This window comes from Pseudomonas meliae (assembly GCF_001400515.1).
In the GTDB taxonomy this organism is placed as follows: Bacteria; Pseudomonadota; Gammaproteobacteria; order Pseudomonadales; family Pseudomonadaceae; genus Aquipseudomonas; species Aquipseudomonas amygdali.
This window is the reverse complement of record NZ_LJQT01000356.1, coordinates 7,206-20,635: the sequence shown is the minus strand read 5'-3', so window position 1 is coordinate 20,635 and position 13,430 is coordinate 7,206. Positions and strand designations below refer to the sequence as shown.

The 13,430-nt window shown below is 59.7% G+C and carries 12 protein-coding genes and 1 pseudogene; 3 read left to right on the top strand and 10 right to left on the bottom strand.

Features of this window, described 5'->3' with window-relative positions:
- The 3 genes and pseudogenes from ALO64_RS26400 to leuS form a co-directional block, all read right to left on the bottom strand.
- Nucleotides 1-296 (bottom strand): annotated as a pseudogene (locus tag ALO64_RS26400) (DNA polymerase III subunit delta); the annotation flags it as partial.
- A 41-nt stretch (nt 297-337) separates the two neighbouring features.
- The gene (locus ALO64_RS16745) at nt 338-943 is read right to left on the bottom strand and encodes an LPS-assembly lipoprotein LptE (protein ID WP_004655642.1); all 606 of its coding nucleotides are present in this window, start codon (nt 941-943) and stop codon (nt 338-340) included.
- 97 nt (nt 944-1,040) lie between these two features.
- Nucleotides 1,041-3,647, bottom strand: coding sequence for a leucine--tRNA ligase (leuS, locus tag ALO64_RS16740; protein WP_044344253.1), 2,607 nt, complete (start codon nt 3,645-3,647; stop codon nt 1,041-1,043).
- A 311-nt stretch (nt 3,648-3,958) separates the two neighbouring features.
- Here leuS and ALO64_RS16735 point away from each other — a divergent pair, with 311 nt between their 5' ends.
- Both ALO64_RS16735 and ALO64_RS16730 read left to right on the top strand, forming a co-directional pair.
- On the top strand, nt 3,959-4,288 hold the full coding sequence (locus ALO64_RS16735; RefSeq protein ID WP_002555321.1) for a hypothetical protein: 330 nt from the start codon (nt 3,959-3,961) through the stop codon (nt 4,286-4,288).
- 106 nt (nt 4,289-4,394) lie between these two features.
- The gene (locus tag ALO64_RS16730; protein ID WP_044344254.1) at nt 4,395-5,165 is read left to right on the top strand and encodes a YdcF family protein; all 771 of its coding nucleotides are present in this window, start codon (nt 4,395-4,397) and stop codon (nt 5,163-5,165) included.
- Nucleotides 5,166-5,218: 53 nt separating this feature from the next.
- Here the strand turns inward: ALO64_RS16730 and lnt are convergent, their stop codons facing one another.
- From lnt to miaB, 5 genes are all read right to left on the bottom strand, one after another.
- On the bottom strand, nt 5,219-6,739 hold the full coding sequence (gene lnt, locus ALO64_RS16725) for an apolipoprotein N-acyltransferase (protein WP_044344255.1): 1,521 nt from the start codon (nt 6,737-6,739) through the stop codon (nt 5,219-5,221).
- Between the two features lie 28 nt (nt 6,740-6,767).
- Nucleotides 6,768-7,610 carry an HlyC/CorC family transporter gene (locus tag ALO64_RS16720; protein ID WP_002555318.1) on the bottom strand — a complete coding sequence of 281 codons (843 nt, stop codon included), beginning with the start codon at nt 7,608-7,610 and terminating at the stop codon, nt 6,768-6,770.
- Nucleotides 7,611-7,615: 5 nt separating this feature from the next.
- On the bottom strand, nt 7,616-8,116 hold the full coding sequence (ybeY, locus tag ALO64_RS16715) for an rRNA maturation RNase YbeY (protein WP_044344256.1): 501 nt from the start codon (nt 8,114-8,116) through the stop codon (nt 7,616-7,618).
- On the bottom strand, nt 8,109-9,131 hold the full coding sequence (locus ALO64_RS16710; RefSeq protein WP_044344257.1) for a PhoH family protein: 1,023 nt from the start codon (nt 9,129-9,131) through the stop codon (nt 8,109-8,111). The genes ybeY and ALO64_RS16710 overlap by 8 nt, the downstream gene beginning before the upstream one ends.
- A gap of 176 nt (nt 9,132-9,307) precedes the next feature.
- Nucleotides 9,308-10,636: a tRNA (N6-isopentenyl adenosine(37)-C2)-methylthiotransferase MiaB gene (miaB, locus tag ALO64_RS16705; RefSeq protein WP_044344258.1), complete on the bottom strand. Its 1,329-nt coding sequence runs from the start codon at nt 10,634-10,636 to the stop codon at nt 9,308-9,310.
- Between the two features lie 131 nt (nt 10,637-10,767).
- Between miaB and ALO64_RS16700 the strand changes: the two genes are divergently transcribed.
- Nucleotides 10,768-11,094: a DUF1820 family protein gene (locus ALO64_RS16700; RefSeq protein WP_002555314.1), complete on the top strand. Its 327-nt coding sequence runs from the start codon at nt 10,768-10,770 to the stop codon at nt 11,092-11,094.
- 33 nt (nt 11,095-11,127) lie between these two features.
- Here the strand turns inward: ALO64_RS16700 and ALO64_RS16695 are convergent, their stop codons facing one another.
- A complete protein-coding gene (locus tag ALO64_RS16695) occupies nt 11,128-11,676 on the bottom strand; it encodes a tetratricopeptide repeat protein (RefSeq protein WP_002555313.1) in 549 nt (182 codons plus the stop codon).
- Nucleotides 11,677-11,972: 296 nt separating this feature from the next.
- Nucleotides 11,973-13,256, bottom strand: coding sequence for a glutamate-1-semialdehyde 2,1-aminomutase (hemL, locus tag ALO64_RS16690; RefSeq protein WP_044344259.1), 1,284 nt, complete (start codon nt 13,254-13,256; stop codon nt 11,973-11,975).
- Nucleotides 13,257-13,430: the final 174 nt, after the last annotated feature.

Below are 13,430 nucleotides of genomic sequence, written 5' to 3'. Positions count from 1 at the left end.
TATTCCATGAGCGCCGCAGCACCCTTGTCGCCGGGCTTGCCGGAGGGCAGACGCAACTCCAGGAGACGGCGCTCTGCAAACAGCGACATGCTGGCACCCGCCTGGAGCAATGTGCCCCAGTCGAAGCTGGCGTCGGCGCTGAACACCTGGCGCTCATCGAAGCCCTGCTGGCGTGCGGCCGCGCGAATGGCGTCAGCCGCTTCCTGACAGAGCAGCGGATCGTCACCGCTGATCACATAGACGGGCGCAAGTGTGCCTTGCAAGTGCTTGCCGAGTTGGGCGGGGGCGAGTTTCATGAGTCAGAGCATGCCGGGGCCAGCTGACTGGCCCCGGACACTTACCTGGCCGGTACTTCTACAGGCGATTGCTGAGGCGTCTCGTCGCGGATCCGCTGGGCGGCTTCCTGTGCGTCGGCTTCAGCCTTGGCAACTGCGTCGGCCTTGGCCTGCAGTTCTTCAAGGCGTGTCGGCGTCATTTGCTGCAAGCGCGCCATCATTTTCTGGATCAGGTCGTTACGCATTTCCTGACGAACCTGGGCAGCTTCCTGATCGGAACCGGTCAGGTTGTTGCCATCGTGAACGTAGGAGCGGTCTGCAGTGACCTTGTCGCCGAGCAGGAAACGATCTCTGTCGCCATGCACTTCATAGGTCAGAGTGGTGGTCAGCTGGTATTCAGCCGAGCGACCCGAACCCGAATAGCTGATGGCGCGCTGGGTTTCTGCTTCGTTGGTCAGCATGAGCTTGTAAGGCGCGCCGGTGTAGACCTTGACGCCGGAACTGGTCAGCAGGCGAGTGAGTTGGGTCACGGTTTCGCCATAAGCGTTACGCGCGCTGACATCCAGCTCCTTGATGGCCAGCTCGGTGGTGCCGGTGCCGCGCAGCTGGAAGCCACAGGCACTCAACAGAACAGCCAGGCCCATCACCAGCAAATTGCGTTTGATCATCTTGATGCTCCCCTTGAATCCGTTTGGGCCGACACTGCGTACCCTGGAAATATGTTCGGCGCCCGGCGTCTGCCGGGCANNCGGGCGCCCGATCCAATCAGCTTGCGACGATGTTGACCAGCTTGCCAGGCACGACGATCACCTTGCGAATGGTCAGGCCATCAGTGAAGCGCAATACGTTCTCGTTGATACGTGCGGCCGCTTCGACTTCTTCGCGGCTGGCGCTGGCGGGCATTTCGATATGGCCGCGCAGTTTGCCGTTGACCTGAATGACCAGTTGCAGGCTGTCCTGGACCAGCGCATTTGCATCGCACGCAGGCCAGCCAGCGTCGATGACCGGCTCATTGTGGCCCAGTTGCGTCCACAGCTCGTGGCTGATGTGCGGCGTGATCGGTGCCAGCAGCAGGGTGACCGTTTCCAAACCCTCCTGCAGCAGCGCGCGATCCTGCGGGGTGACCTGCGGGGCTTTTTCCAGGACGTTCATCAGCGTCATCACTTGTGCGACGGCGGTATTGAATTTCTGGTTCTGGCCAATATCCTGGCTCGCCTGTCTGATCGCCTGGTGAATCGAGCGGCGGATGACTTTCTGCTCATCGGACAATGCCGCAACGTCCAGGCCGGTCGACGGGCCTTGAGCGACATGCGCCTGAGCCAGACGCCACACGCGGCGCAGGAAGCGATGCGAGCCTTCGACGCCCGAGTCGGACCACTCCAGGCTCATGTCGGGCGGGGAGGCGAACATCATGAACAGACGGCAGGTATCGGCACCGTACTGATCGATCATGGTTTGCGGGTCGATGCCGTTTTTCTTCGACTTCGACATCTTTTCAGTGCCGCCGATTTCCACCGGCAGGCCATCGCTGGTCAGCTTCGCGCTGATAACCTTGGCCTTGGCGTCTCTTTCGAGAGTCACCTCGGCCGGGTTGATCCAGGTCTTCTTGCCGCTGGTTTCCATGCGGAAGTAGGTTTCGGCGTTGACCATGCCCTGGGTCAGCAGGTTCTTGAACGGCTCGTTCGAGGTCACCAGGCCTTCGTCACGCATCAACTTGTGGAAGAAGCGCGCATAGAGCAGGTGCAAAATGGCGTGTTCGATGCCGCCGATGTACTGGTCCACCGGCAACCAGTGGTTGGCAGCATTCGGCTCGACCAGACCACCCTCGTAATGCGGCGACGCATAGCGAGCGTAGTACCACGAGGACTCGACGAAGGTGTCCATGGTGTCGGTTTCGCGCTTGGCCGGTGCGCCGCATTTCGGGCAGCTGCATTCGTAGAACTCGGGCATGCGCGCCAGTGGCGAGCCAGCACCATCAGGCACTACGTCTTCAGGCAGGACAACCGGCAACTGGTCTTCAGGAACCGGCACGTCGCCACAGGTATCGCAATGCACGATAGGGATCGGGCAACCCCAATAACGCTGTCGGCTGATGCCCCAGTCACGCAGGCGGAACTGAGTGCGCGACTGACCGAGGGATTTTTTCACCAGTGCCGCTTCGATGGCATCGAATGCGGCCTGGAAATTCAGGCCGGTGAACTCGCCGGAATCGATCAGCTCGCCATGCTCGCCGTAGGCCGGCTGCCATGGGGCAGGCGTCTGGTCGCCGGCGCTGGTGCGTACTACGGGCTTGATCGGCAGACCGTACTGGGTGGCAAACTCGAAATCACGCTCATCGTGTGCCGGCACGGCCATGACTGCGCCATCGCCATAATGCATCAACACGTAATTGGCGACCCACACCGGCAGTTTTTCGCCGGTCAGCGGGTGCTCGACGAACAGCGAAGTCGGCTGGCCTTTCTTTTCCTGAGTGGCAACGTCAGCTTCGGCAACGCTGCCGCCTTTGCACTCATCGATGAACGCTTGCAGCCCAGGGTTGCCTTGCGCGGCCAGGGTCGCCAGCGGGTGTTCAGCGGCAACGGCGACGTAGGTCGCGCCCATCAGGGTGTCAGGGCGAGTGGTGAAGACTTTCAGTGCACCGGCTTCGCCGATCGAGGCCTGATCGTACGGAAATTGCACTTCCATGCCGCGCGACCTGCCGATCCAGTTGCGCTGCATGGTCTTGACCTGTTCAGGCCAGCCCGGCAGCTCGTCGAGGCTTTCCAGCAGCTCGTCTGCGTAGGCGGTGATCTTGAAGTAGTACATCGGGATTTCGCGCTTTTCGATCAGCGCGCCGGAACGCCAGCCGCGGCCGTCGATGACCTGCTCGTTGGCCAGTACGGTCTGGTCGACAGGGTCCCAGTTGACGGTGCCGTTCTTGCGGTAGATCACGCCTTTTTCGAACAGGCGAGTGAACAGCCATTGTTCCCAGCGGTAGTAATCAGGCTTGCAGGTGGTGACTTCGCGCGACCAGTCGACTGCCAGACCCAGGCTCTTGAGCTGGTTCTTCATGTAGGCGATGTTTTCGTAGGTCCACTTGGCCGGCGCAACGTTGTTGTCGATGGCGGCGTTTTCGGCCGGCATGCCGAACGCGTCCCAGCCCAGTGGCTGCAGGACATTCTTGCCCAGCATGCGCTGGTAACGGGAGATCACGTCACCAATGGTGTAGTTGCGCACATGACCCATGTGCAGCTTGCCGCTCGGGTAAGGAAACATCGACAGGCAATAGAAAGTGTCCTTGCCTGGCTGTTCACTGACTTCAAAAGACTTTTGCTCATCCCAGAATGTCTGGGCAGCGGCTTCGATTTCGCGGGGCTGATAGAGTTCGTGCATGGCTACTTTTTACTAAAGATTAGTGACCCTTGACCTCTTCATTGCTTCGCCGAGTCAGGTCGGCACCGCGTGGCGGACAATTGCAACTGTCTGTGCGGTGCGTTCGGGCTCAAGAGCACGGAAGTGGAATTACAGGAAGCGCAGTAGCATACATGAGGGCTGTCTATCGAGGGAAACCCTGATTGCGCCTCGCAGGGCTCAAAGCCCGGCTGACAGCCCTATCTGCCCGTTGGTCGCAGTTCCATGCCGGTTTGCACAGCAGCGCTAAGCTCAATTTCGAGGGTGATGATTATCTTCGATGAGGTGAGCGGATGACCGAGTTGCAGCATGTAGTAAGCCTGTCCGAACTGTATGAGCGTCTGATCGACCGCCTCGGGCTTGCGCTCGAGACGGCGAGTACCTCGGTCCGGCTCCGAAACGAGTCGCCAGCCGAGCTTGAACTCAAGGGTTTGAGCAGTGCCGAACTCCAGCTGATCGAAGCCTATCTGGAAAAAGGCCTGAGGGCTGCGGACGTCGCTGTCAGGGAGCAGCTGGTCTTCCAGCCGGATCTCGGCAGGCCGTCCAGAGCGTCAGCGACTATCATCTGGCTGAAAGACAGGCGACGAGGCAAGGGCCTGGCACGGTTGGGTCGCAACAGTTAAGTATTTAAAATCTCGCTTCTGCGCGCAGGCGAAGGGCCTGCTTACTTCAGGCGTTGTCGCCTGGCTTCAAACATTCTAGGCTGCGGACATCCATGGAGATGTCCCGATGCCTTTGCGCTACCTGCTCAAAACCCTCCTGTTGCCGCCCGGTATCCTGTTTGTTCTGCTCATTCTTGGCTGGTGGTTGCGTCGTTCCCGTCCGCGCCTGGCAGCGGCATTTTTTGCGGTCGGTCTTGGCGGGCTGTGGTTGATGAGCCTGCCGGTAGCGGTGGAATTCGCTGCCCGTAAAATGGAGCGGGTCCCGCCCTTGCCACAGCAGCAGTGGGCGACACTGGCGCAGCAGGCGGACGCCATCGTGGTACTGGGCAATGGCCGTGAGCGCAATTCTCCGACGTGGGGCACAGATACACCGACTGGTCTGGGGCTGGAGCGATTGCGTCTGGCGGCGCGGTTGTCGAAAACGTCCGGGCTGCCAATACTGACCACCGGCGGCTTGCACTTTGATCAGCCGCCCAGCGAGGCGTCGATCATGGCGCAGTCGCTGCACGATGATTTTGGTGTGACGGCACGCTGGCAGGAAGGGCTGAGCCGAACGACATGGGAAAACGCGACAATGACCGCTGCGGTTCTTCAACCGCTAGGCATCAAGCGCGTGGTGCTGGTCACGCAAGCCTGGCATATGCAACGAGCGCGCTGGAGTTTCGAGAAGGCTGGTTTTATCGTGGTGAGTGCGCCGGTCGGCTTTCTCGGTGTCGACAACGCTCGCCCCTTTGGAGGCTGGCTGCCTGAAAGTCGTGTGTTCACGCAAAGCGGCGTGTTGCTTAATGAAGCGGCAGGCTTGCTGGTTTATCCGTGGATTTATCCGCCCAGCCACTGACTCTTTAGCCGGTATCGCCTNNCCTGAAAGCAGGCGATACCGGCTTCGTGCACTCAGACGGTTTTGGCAATCCGTGCTGCCATCAATGCCCAGCCGAACAGCAGCAGGCAGACAATTGCCAGTTGCCATGAGCGCCAGCGCAGGTAGGGCGTGAGTTCGTGCATCGGTACCACTTCGCCGTACAACACGCCGCGTTCGAACTGCGGAATCTGTACCGTAATCCTGCCAAACGGGTCGATCAGCGCGGTCACGCCGTTGTTGGTGGCGCGGATCATCCAGCGGCCCGCTTCAAGGGCGCGCATCTGGGCCATCTGCAAGTGTTGCAGCGGACCGATCGAGGTACCGAACCAAGTGTCATTGCTGACCGTCAGCAACAGGTCGCTTTGCGCCGACAGGCCTGCGGCGAACTCTGGATAAACCACTTCGTAGCAGATGAACGGCGCGATGTGATAACCCTTGGCCTGCAACAGCGCCTGGTCGTTCGGGCCGCGGGCGAAGTCCGACATCGGCAGGTCGAAGAAGGAAATCAACCCGCGCAACAGGTCCTGCAGCGGCACGTATTCACCGAACGGCACGAGCTTTTGCTTGTAGTAGGTGCCATCGCCTTGGCCGGTAACCGTGATGCCGTTGTAATAGCGATACTCGCCGCGCCCGGTCGGCTCACGCACTGGCACGCCGGTGATCAGCGCTGCGCCGCGGTCCGAAGCGAACTTGCCCATCATCGCCAGGTAGCCTTCTGCGCTTTCCTTGAGCACCGGCACGGCGGTTTCCGGCCAGACGATCAGGTCAGCCTGCTGTGAACGGAAGGTCATGTCCCGGTACAGTGCGAGCTGATCATTGAGCTTTTGCGGGTCCCACTTCATGCTTTGTTCAATGTTGCCCTGCATCGCCGCGACTTTCAGCGGCGGGCCGGACGGTGATGTCCAGGCATGGTCCTTGAGTGCCATGCCTGCGATCCAGGGTGCCAGCAACAGCACCACACCCGTCGCCAGGAACGATTTGCGTGCCCGCAAGCGGTGCAGGTTGCACAACAGTGCGGCAGTCAGGCCCAGCGAGAACGAGATTAGCCATACACCACCGACCGGGGCGAGCCCGGCAAGTGGTCCGTCAAGCTGGCTGTAACCGGAATAAAGCCACGGGAAGCCGGTAAGGAACCAGCCGCGAAATGCCTCCTGCCACAGCCATAGTGCTGCAAACGCAAGTGCATCGGCCAGCGGCGCTTCGTTGCGCCGTAGCCAGCGCGCCCAGACCCAGGCGGGCAGGGCGAAAAACAGGGCAATTGCGGCGATGAACAGCAGCATCAGCAGCCCGGCCAGCAGTACCGAAGCACCACCGTAGGTATGGATGCTGACGTAGATCCAGCTGGTGCCCGCGCCGTACAGGCCAAAGCCGTAACACCAGCCACGAGCCAGCGCCTGGCGCGGATTCAGATCGCGCAGCCCCAGATAGAAGAGGGCCACTGACGCCAGCACCAGCGGCCAGAAGTCGAAGGGCGCCAGGGCCAGGGTCGTGAGCCCGCCAGCCGCCAGGGCCAGCAGGTTACCGGGCCAGCCGGGGCGGGTTATCCAGCGCATGTAGATTCCTTAAAACAGCATCAAGTGGTTACGGACGTGAAATGGGGGTCACGCGCAGCAAATGAATGCGACGGCTGTCAGCGCTCAGGATGCGGAAACGATACGCACCGATTTCAGTGATTTCGTTGCGCTTGGGCAGATGGCCGAAGGCATTCATCACCAGACCGCCCACGGTGTCGAACTCGTCATCGGAGAACGCACTGTCGAAGAATTCGTTGAAATTCTCGACCGGCGTGAGGGCCTTGACCAGAAAGTCACCGCTGGGCAGTGGCTTGATATAGCTGTCTTCCTCGACGTCATGCTCATCTTCGATATCGCCGACGATCTGTTCCAGCACGTCTTCGATAGTCACCAAACCTGCCACACCACCGTATTCGTCAATGACGATGGCCATGTGATTGTGGTTGGCGCGAAACTCGCGCAACAGCACGTTGAGGCGCTTGGATTCGGGCACGAACGTAGCGGGACGCAGCAGCTTCTTGACGTCGTCGCTGTCGCCGTCGGCTTTAAGGATCAGAGGCAGCAGATCCTTGGCCAGCAGCACACCGAGCACGTCATCGTGGCTCTCGCCGATCACCGGGTAGCGCGAGTGCGCAGCATCGATGACCGCAGGCAGGAACTCACGGGGTGTCTGGGTCGCCTTGATGCTGATCATCTGCGAGCGCGGCACCATGATGTCGCGCACTTGCAGGTCAGCCACTTGAATGGCGCCCTCGACGATGGCCAGCGCTTCGCTGTCCAGCAGTTTGTTCTGGTGGGCTTCGCGCAGCAGCTCAAGCAGCTCCTGGCGGTTTTTCGGCTCATGGACAAAGGCCTGGGTCAGTTTACCCAACCATGACTTTTGCCCGTTGCTCGATCGGTCTTCGCTCATAGCCCTTACTCGTGGTCCTTGCTTGGTGTGTCTGAATGGGGGTGGTCGGCACTTTCATCTTCTGCGTAAGGGGCGGGGTAGCCCAGCTCCTCAAGCAACGTTCGTTCCAGTGCTTCCATTTCTTCGGCTTCTTCATCATCGATGTGGTCGTAACCCAGCAGATGAAGGCAGCCATGAATGACCATATGTGCCCAGTGCGCGTCGACGGACTTGCCTTGTTCAGCAGCTTCGCGGTTGACCACCGGGACGCAGATGACCAGGTCGCCCAGCAACGGGATGTCCAGCATGTCGTCTGGAACATCCGCCGGGAATGAAAGCACATTTGTAGCGTAATTTTTATGTCGCCAGGTGTGATTGAGCTCGCGCCCTTCGTTTTCGTCGACGAGGCGGATGGTCAGCTCGGAATCGGCACTGCGCTGGCGCAGGCCCATTTCACACCAGAGGCGGAATCGGGCTTCGTCGGGGGCGCTTGTTTCGCTTGCAATCTGCAGGTCCAGCTCAAGCATCGCGGTTCTTGTCCCGTGGGTAACTGTTGTTGCCCGACGAACCGTCGCTGAGCTGATCGTCGAAGCGCTCATAGGCCTCGACAATGCGCTGCACCAGCGGGTGGCGAACCACATCCTTGGGTTTGAAATGCGTGAAGCTGATGCCCGGCACGTCCTTGAGCACATCAATGACATGCGTCAGCCCCGACCGGGTGCCCTTGGGCAGGTCGACCTGGGTGATGTCGCCGGTGATCACGGCGGTAGAGCCAAAGCCGATACGGGTCAGGAACATCTTCATCTGCTCGACAGTGGTGTTCTGACTTTCGTCGAGAATGATGAAGCTGTTATTAAGGGTACGTCCGCGCATGTAAGCCAGCGGTGCCACTTCAATGACCTGCTTCTCGATCAGCTTGGCGACGTATTCGAAACCGAGCATCTCGTACAGCGCGTCATACAGCGGGCGCAGGTACGGGTCGATCTTCTGGGCCAGATCGCCGGGCAAGAAGCCCAGTTTCTCGCCCGCTTCGACCGCCGGACGCACCAGCAGGATGCGACGAATCTGCTCGCGTTCCAGCGCATCGACTGCGCAGGCAACCGCCAGGTACGTCTTGCCAGTACCCGCAGGGCCGATGCCGAAGTTGATGTCGTTGCTGAGGACTTCCTTGACGTAACGCTGCTGATTCAGGCCGCGCGGGCGAATCATGCCCTTTTTGGTGCGCAGCGAGACGCCGACTTCGGCGGCAGGGTGGTTGTCGAGGCCGTCCACGCCTGATTCCTGAAGGAACAGGTGGACCATGTCCGGCGTCAGCTCGGTACCCTTGGTTTCCCGGTACAGGCGGCGCAGAAGATTCTCGGCGGAGTGATTTTGTTTTGAATCGCCAATAAGCTCGAATTGATTGCCGCGATTGCGGATCTCGATGTCCAGGCGTTGCTCGATCAGGCGCAAGTGCTCGTCGAGTTGCCCGCACAGGTTGGCGAAACGATGGGCCTCGAAAGGCTTGAGGGTGAAACGATGAGGTTCTATGGGTGCGTTCAAGGTCGTTTAATGGCCGTCCGGCGGCAATTGAGATGTATTGAAGAATACCCCTGGCGCTGGTTATGTGAAAGCTTTGTCTTGTTAAAGGCCGCGCCAGGGATTCACCGTGCTCAATGGTAGGGACCGCGCAGAACCGAATTCATTCGGCGATTCGTTTCTGCGGCGACATTCAAGTTTTACTGTAGCAGCGAGCCACGCAGAGAGTGAGGCTGCGCATCATCAATGTGTACGTCGGCAAACTGCCCGATCAGTTTCGGATTGTTGCAGCGAAAATTCACAATCCGGTTGTTCTCGGTGCGGCCCTGCAGTTCGCCAGGGTCTTTCTTCGAATAGTCGGTTACCAGAATGCGCTGGATGCTGCCCACCATCTGCCGGCTGATCTCGAAACCCTGCTGGTTCAGGCGGTGTTGCAGCGCGGCCAGGCGCTCTTTCTTGAGCGCTTCTGGCGTGTCGTCTTTCAGATCTGCGGCAGGCGTACCCGGGCGCGGGCTGTAGACGAACGAGAACGAGAAGTCGAAACCCACGTCTTCAATCAGCTTCATGGTGTTGTCGAAATCTTTTTCGGTCTCGCCGGGGAAGCCAACGATGAAGTCGGAACTGATACTGATGCCCGGCACGGCCGCCCTGAGCTTGCGCAAGCGGGACTTGTATTCCAGCGTGGTGTGGTTGCGCTTCATGGCCGCCAGAATGCGGTCGGAACCCGACTGCACCGGCAAGTGCAGGTGTTTGACCAGCTCCGGCACCTCCGCATGGGCCTGAATCAGGCTGTCGGAAAACTCCAGCGGGTGCGAGGTGGTGTAGCGAATGCGGTCGATGCCATCGACCGCGGCAACCACGCGGATCAGGTCCGCCAGATCTGCAACCCGCCCGTCGTGGGTGGTTCCGCGATAGCCGTTGACGTTCTGCCCCAGCAGGGTGACTTCACGCACGCCGTTTTCGGCGAGGTGGATGACTTCGCTCAGCACATCGTCAAATGGCCGGCTGACTTCCTCGCCACGGGTATAGGGCACCACGCAGAACGTGCAGTATTTGCTGCAGCCTTCCATCACCGACACATAAGCGCTCGGGCCATCTACGCGCGGCTCTGGCAAATGGTCGAATTTTTCGATTTCCGGGAACGAGACATCGACCTGCGGCAAGCGGGTGATACGCGCTGCGTCGATCATTTCCGGCAGGCGGTGCAGGGTCTGGGGGCCGAACACCACGTCCACATAGGACGCGCGATCACGAATGGCTGCGCCTTCCTGGCTGGCTACGCAGCCACCGACAGCGATCACCATCTCGGGATTGGCCAGCTTCAATTCACGCCAGCGGCCAAGCTGGGAGTACACCCGGTCCTGAGCGCGCTCGCGAATCGAGCAGGTATTGAGCAGGATCACGTCGGCGTCTTCCGCGCGAGTGGTGACTTCCAGGGCCTGATGTTCGCCCAGCAGATCGACCATGCGCGAGCTGTCGTACTCGTTCATCTGGCAACCGTGGGTTTCGATATAAAGCTTCTTGGCCATGCGTGATCATCAACCGTATCAGTGAACCGAGCATTATAAGGATGAAGGGCTTGGGTTCCTAGCGTTGGCTGTCCGATGGAAATGCTATAGTCCGTGCCCCTTTTTCCATCTCCGATCGTTACCCGCCCGTTATGACCAAACGCGAAGCTCCAATCTACAAGGTGATTTTCCTCAACCAGGGACAGGTGTTCGAGATGTACGCCAAGCAGATCTATCAAAGTGATCTGTGGGGCTTTCTGGAAGTTGAAGAATTCGTTTTCGGCGAACGCACGACGGTTGTGGTGGACCCGAGCGAAGAGAAACTCAAGGCTCAGTTTGAAGGCGTGGTGCGCAGTTTCGTGCCGATGCATTCGATTGTGCGCATCGACGAAGTCGAGCGCATGGGCGTGCCGAAGATCAGCGAAGCGCGCGGCAGCAGCAACGTAATGCCGTTTCCCATGCCGATGCCGGAAAAGTAAGTCTGAATCGCAAGTGCCCTGAGCTATTGCTGGTCAGGGCAGCGGAGAGAAGGGGCTGCGCCCTTCGGCGGTCTGCAGTTCAAGCAGGTATTTGCGGAAGATCTGCCCCAGTACCTGGGTGGCAACTTCCAGTTCGTCGCGCTGCATCTTTGCCGATACCTCGTCGGCGGCATCCAGCGCCTCTTCCGAGCCATTGACTGCGGCCATCTTCAGCACGATATACGCCTGAATGTTATTGGCCTGCACCCCTTCACCACGGCTGAACATCAAGCCCAGTTGATACTGCGCCTGGGCATGGCCCTGCAATGAGGCCTGCTCGAAGTAATTCAGCGCCTGCGGCAAATCGCGAGGTGCATTTCTGCCCTCGTAATAGAACTCACCCAACTCGTACTGCGCCTGCGCATCCCCACCCTTGGCGGCCTGCTGGCACGCTTCAAGCGCAGCGGGCAGGTTCTCTGGCTGGGTATTGAGGGTGCAACGACCCATCGCCGGGATTAACAACGAGTTGCCGCCAGCAGTCGCCAGCAGGGGATAGACAAGCAACAGGCAGCCCAATACAAGGGTGCGGCCGGTGCGGTTCATGGGAGTCGACTTACCTCTGAAAAAGGTGCGGGCATGCCCGACCAGCTAAACGTGCTGGCTGCGCATTATGAAATAAGCAGAGCCAACCTTACAAAGTCTTTACGGATTTTCTGCTGCACGGCGTTGAAAACGCCCTTCTTTAGGGGGGCATTACCTGAAACAACACTTCCAGTGACCTGTGTTTGCAGCATCCGCACTGCATTGTAGAAGCAAAATACGTACTTAGCGTTCCGTTTCATTCACAGGCATCACTCGCGCCGGTTCAATGACACCCGGCGCGGGTGAGTCTGACGAGCTTATTTCAGCGCAGCAAACGCTTTTTCCGCGGCATCGAGTGTCAGTTTCAACTCGGCATCGCCGTGGACGATGGAGGTGAAGCCGGCTTCGAATGCGCTCGGCGCGAGGTACACGCCGCCCTCCAGCATCAAGTGGAAGAAACGTTTGAAACGCTCGGCATCGCTGGTCATCACGTCTTCAAACGTTACGATTTCACGCGCTTCACTGAAGTACAGGCCGAACATGCCACCCGCCTGGGTTGTCACGAACGCAATACCTGCTGCATCGGCGCGCTGTTGCAGGCCTTCAAGCAGGCGACGGGTGTAGTCGCTCAATTCATCGTGAAAGCCCGGGCGGCTGATCAGGCGCAGGGTAGTCAGGCCAGCGGCCATCGCCAACGGGTTCCCCGACAGGGTGCCCGCCTGATAGACCGGACCAAGCGGTGCGATGTGCGACATGATTTCGCGTTTGCCGCCAAAGCAGCCGACCGGCATACCGCCACCGATGATCTTGCCGAAGGTGCTCAGGTCGGGCGTCACGCCGTAGTAAGCCTGTGCGCCACCGAGGGCTACGCGGAAACCGGTCATCACTTCATCGAAAATCAGCACCACGCCGTGCTCGTCGCACAGGTCGCGCAGACCTTGCAGGTAGCCAGGCGCAGGCGGCACGCAGTTCATGTTGCCAGCAACGGGCTCGACGATGATGCACGCCACTTCCTGACCCACTTCAGCCAACAGGTCACGCACGGCGTCGAGGTTGTTGAAGGGCACGGTCAGAGTGTGTTTCGCAAACGCTGCCGGTACGCCAGGCGAACTGGGTACGCCCAGGGTAAGGGCACCGGAGCCGGCCTTGACCAGCAGGCTGTCGGAGTGACCGTGGTAGCAGCCCTCGAACTTGATGATGCTGTCGCGGCCGGTAAAGCCTCGGGCCAGACGGATCGCGCTCATGGTCGCTTCGGTGCCGGAGCTCACCATGCGGACCATTTCCATGGAAGGCACCAGTGCGCAGACCAGATCGGCCATTTCGGTTTCCATGGCCGTCGGTGCGCCGTAAGACAGGCCGTGTTCCAGCTGGCTGCGCACTGCATCGAGCACTTCCGGGTGGCTATGGCCAAGAATCATCGGCCCCCAGGAGCCAACGTAATCAACATAGCGTTTGTCGTCTTCGTCAGTCACGTAAGCGCCCGCAGCGTGCTTGAAGAAAAGCGGCGTGCCACCCACGCTTTTGAAAGCACGAACCGGCGAGTTGACGCCACCGGGGATGTGTTTTTGGGCGTTGGCGAACAGTGTTTCGGAACGGGACATGATCGGGTCTCTGCTTTGAAACGGGGAATTCGTGTCTACGCTGGGGTCAGCCGAGGCGTGCAGCTTCAGGGTGGGCTGCTTTATTGGTTGGCATGAGCCAGAGAAGGCGCAGGAACGCGCACTATATCAAATGAAGAAGGATCCACGTACTCGTGGGAGCGAGCTTGCTCGCGA

What these genes read in the sequence shown, in the direction of transcription:
- ALO64_RS16745 (WP_004655642.1), bottom strand. Translation starts at nt 943, where the DNA reads ATGATCAAACGCAATTTGCTGGTGATGGGCCTGGCTGTTCTGTTGAGT.
- leuS (WP_044344253.1), bottom strand. Translation starts at nt 3,647, where the DNA reads ATGCACGAACTCTATCAGCCCCGCGAAATCGAAGCCGCTGCCCAGACA.
- ALO64_RS16735 (WP_002555321.1), top strand. Translation starts at nt 3,959, where the DNA reads ATGACCGAGTTGCAGCATGTAGTAAGCCTGTCCGAACTGTATGAGCGT.
- ALO64_RS16730 (WP_044344254.1), top strand. Translation starts at nt 4,395, where the DNA reads ATGCCTTTGCGCTACCTGCTCAAAACCCTCCTGTTGCCGCCCGGTATC.
- lnt (WP_044344255.1), bottom strand. Translation starts at nt 6,739, where the DNA reads ATGCGCTGGATAACCCGCCCCGGCTGGCCCGGTAACCTGCTGGCCCTG.
- ALO64_RS16720 (WP_002555318.1), bottom strand. Translation starts at nt 7,610, where the DNA reads ATGAGCGAAGACCGATCGAGCAACGGGCAAAAGTCATGGTTGGGTAAA.
- ybeY (WP_044344256.1), bottom strand. Translation starts at nt 8,116, where the DNA reads ATGCTTGAGCTGGACCTGCAGATTGCAAGCGAAACAAGCGCCCCCGAC.
- miaB (WP_044344258.1), bottom strand. Translation starts at nt 10,636, where the DNA reads ATGGCCAAGAAGCTTTATATCGAAACCCACGGTTGCCAGATGAACGAG.
- ALO64_RS16700 (WP_002555314.1), top strand. Translation starts at nt 10,768, where the DNA reads ATGACCAAACGCGAAGCTCCAATCTACAAGGTGATTTTCCTCAACCAG.
- ALO64_RS16695 (WP_002555313.1), bottom strand. Translation starts at nt 11,676, where the DNA reads ATGAACCGCACCGGCCGCACCCTTGTATTGGGCTGCCTGTTGCTTGTC.
- hemL (WP_044344259.1), bottom strand. Translation starts at nt 13,256, where the DNA reads ATGTCCCGTTCCGAAACACTGTTCGCCAACGCCCAAAAACACATCCCC.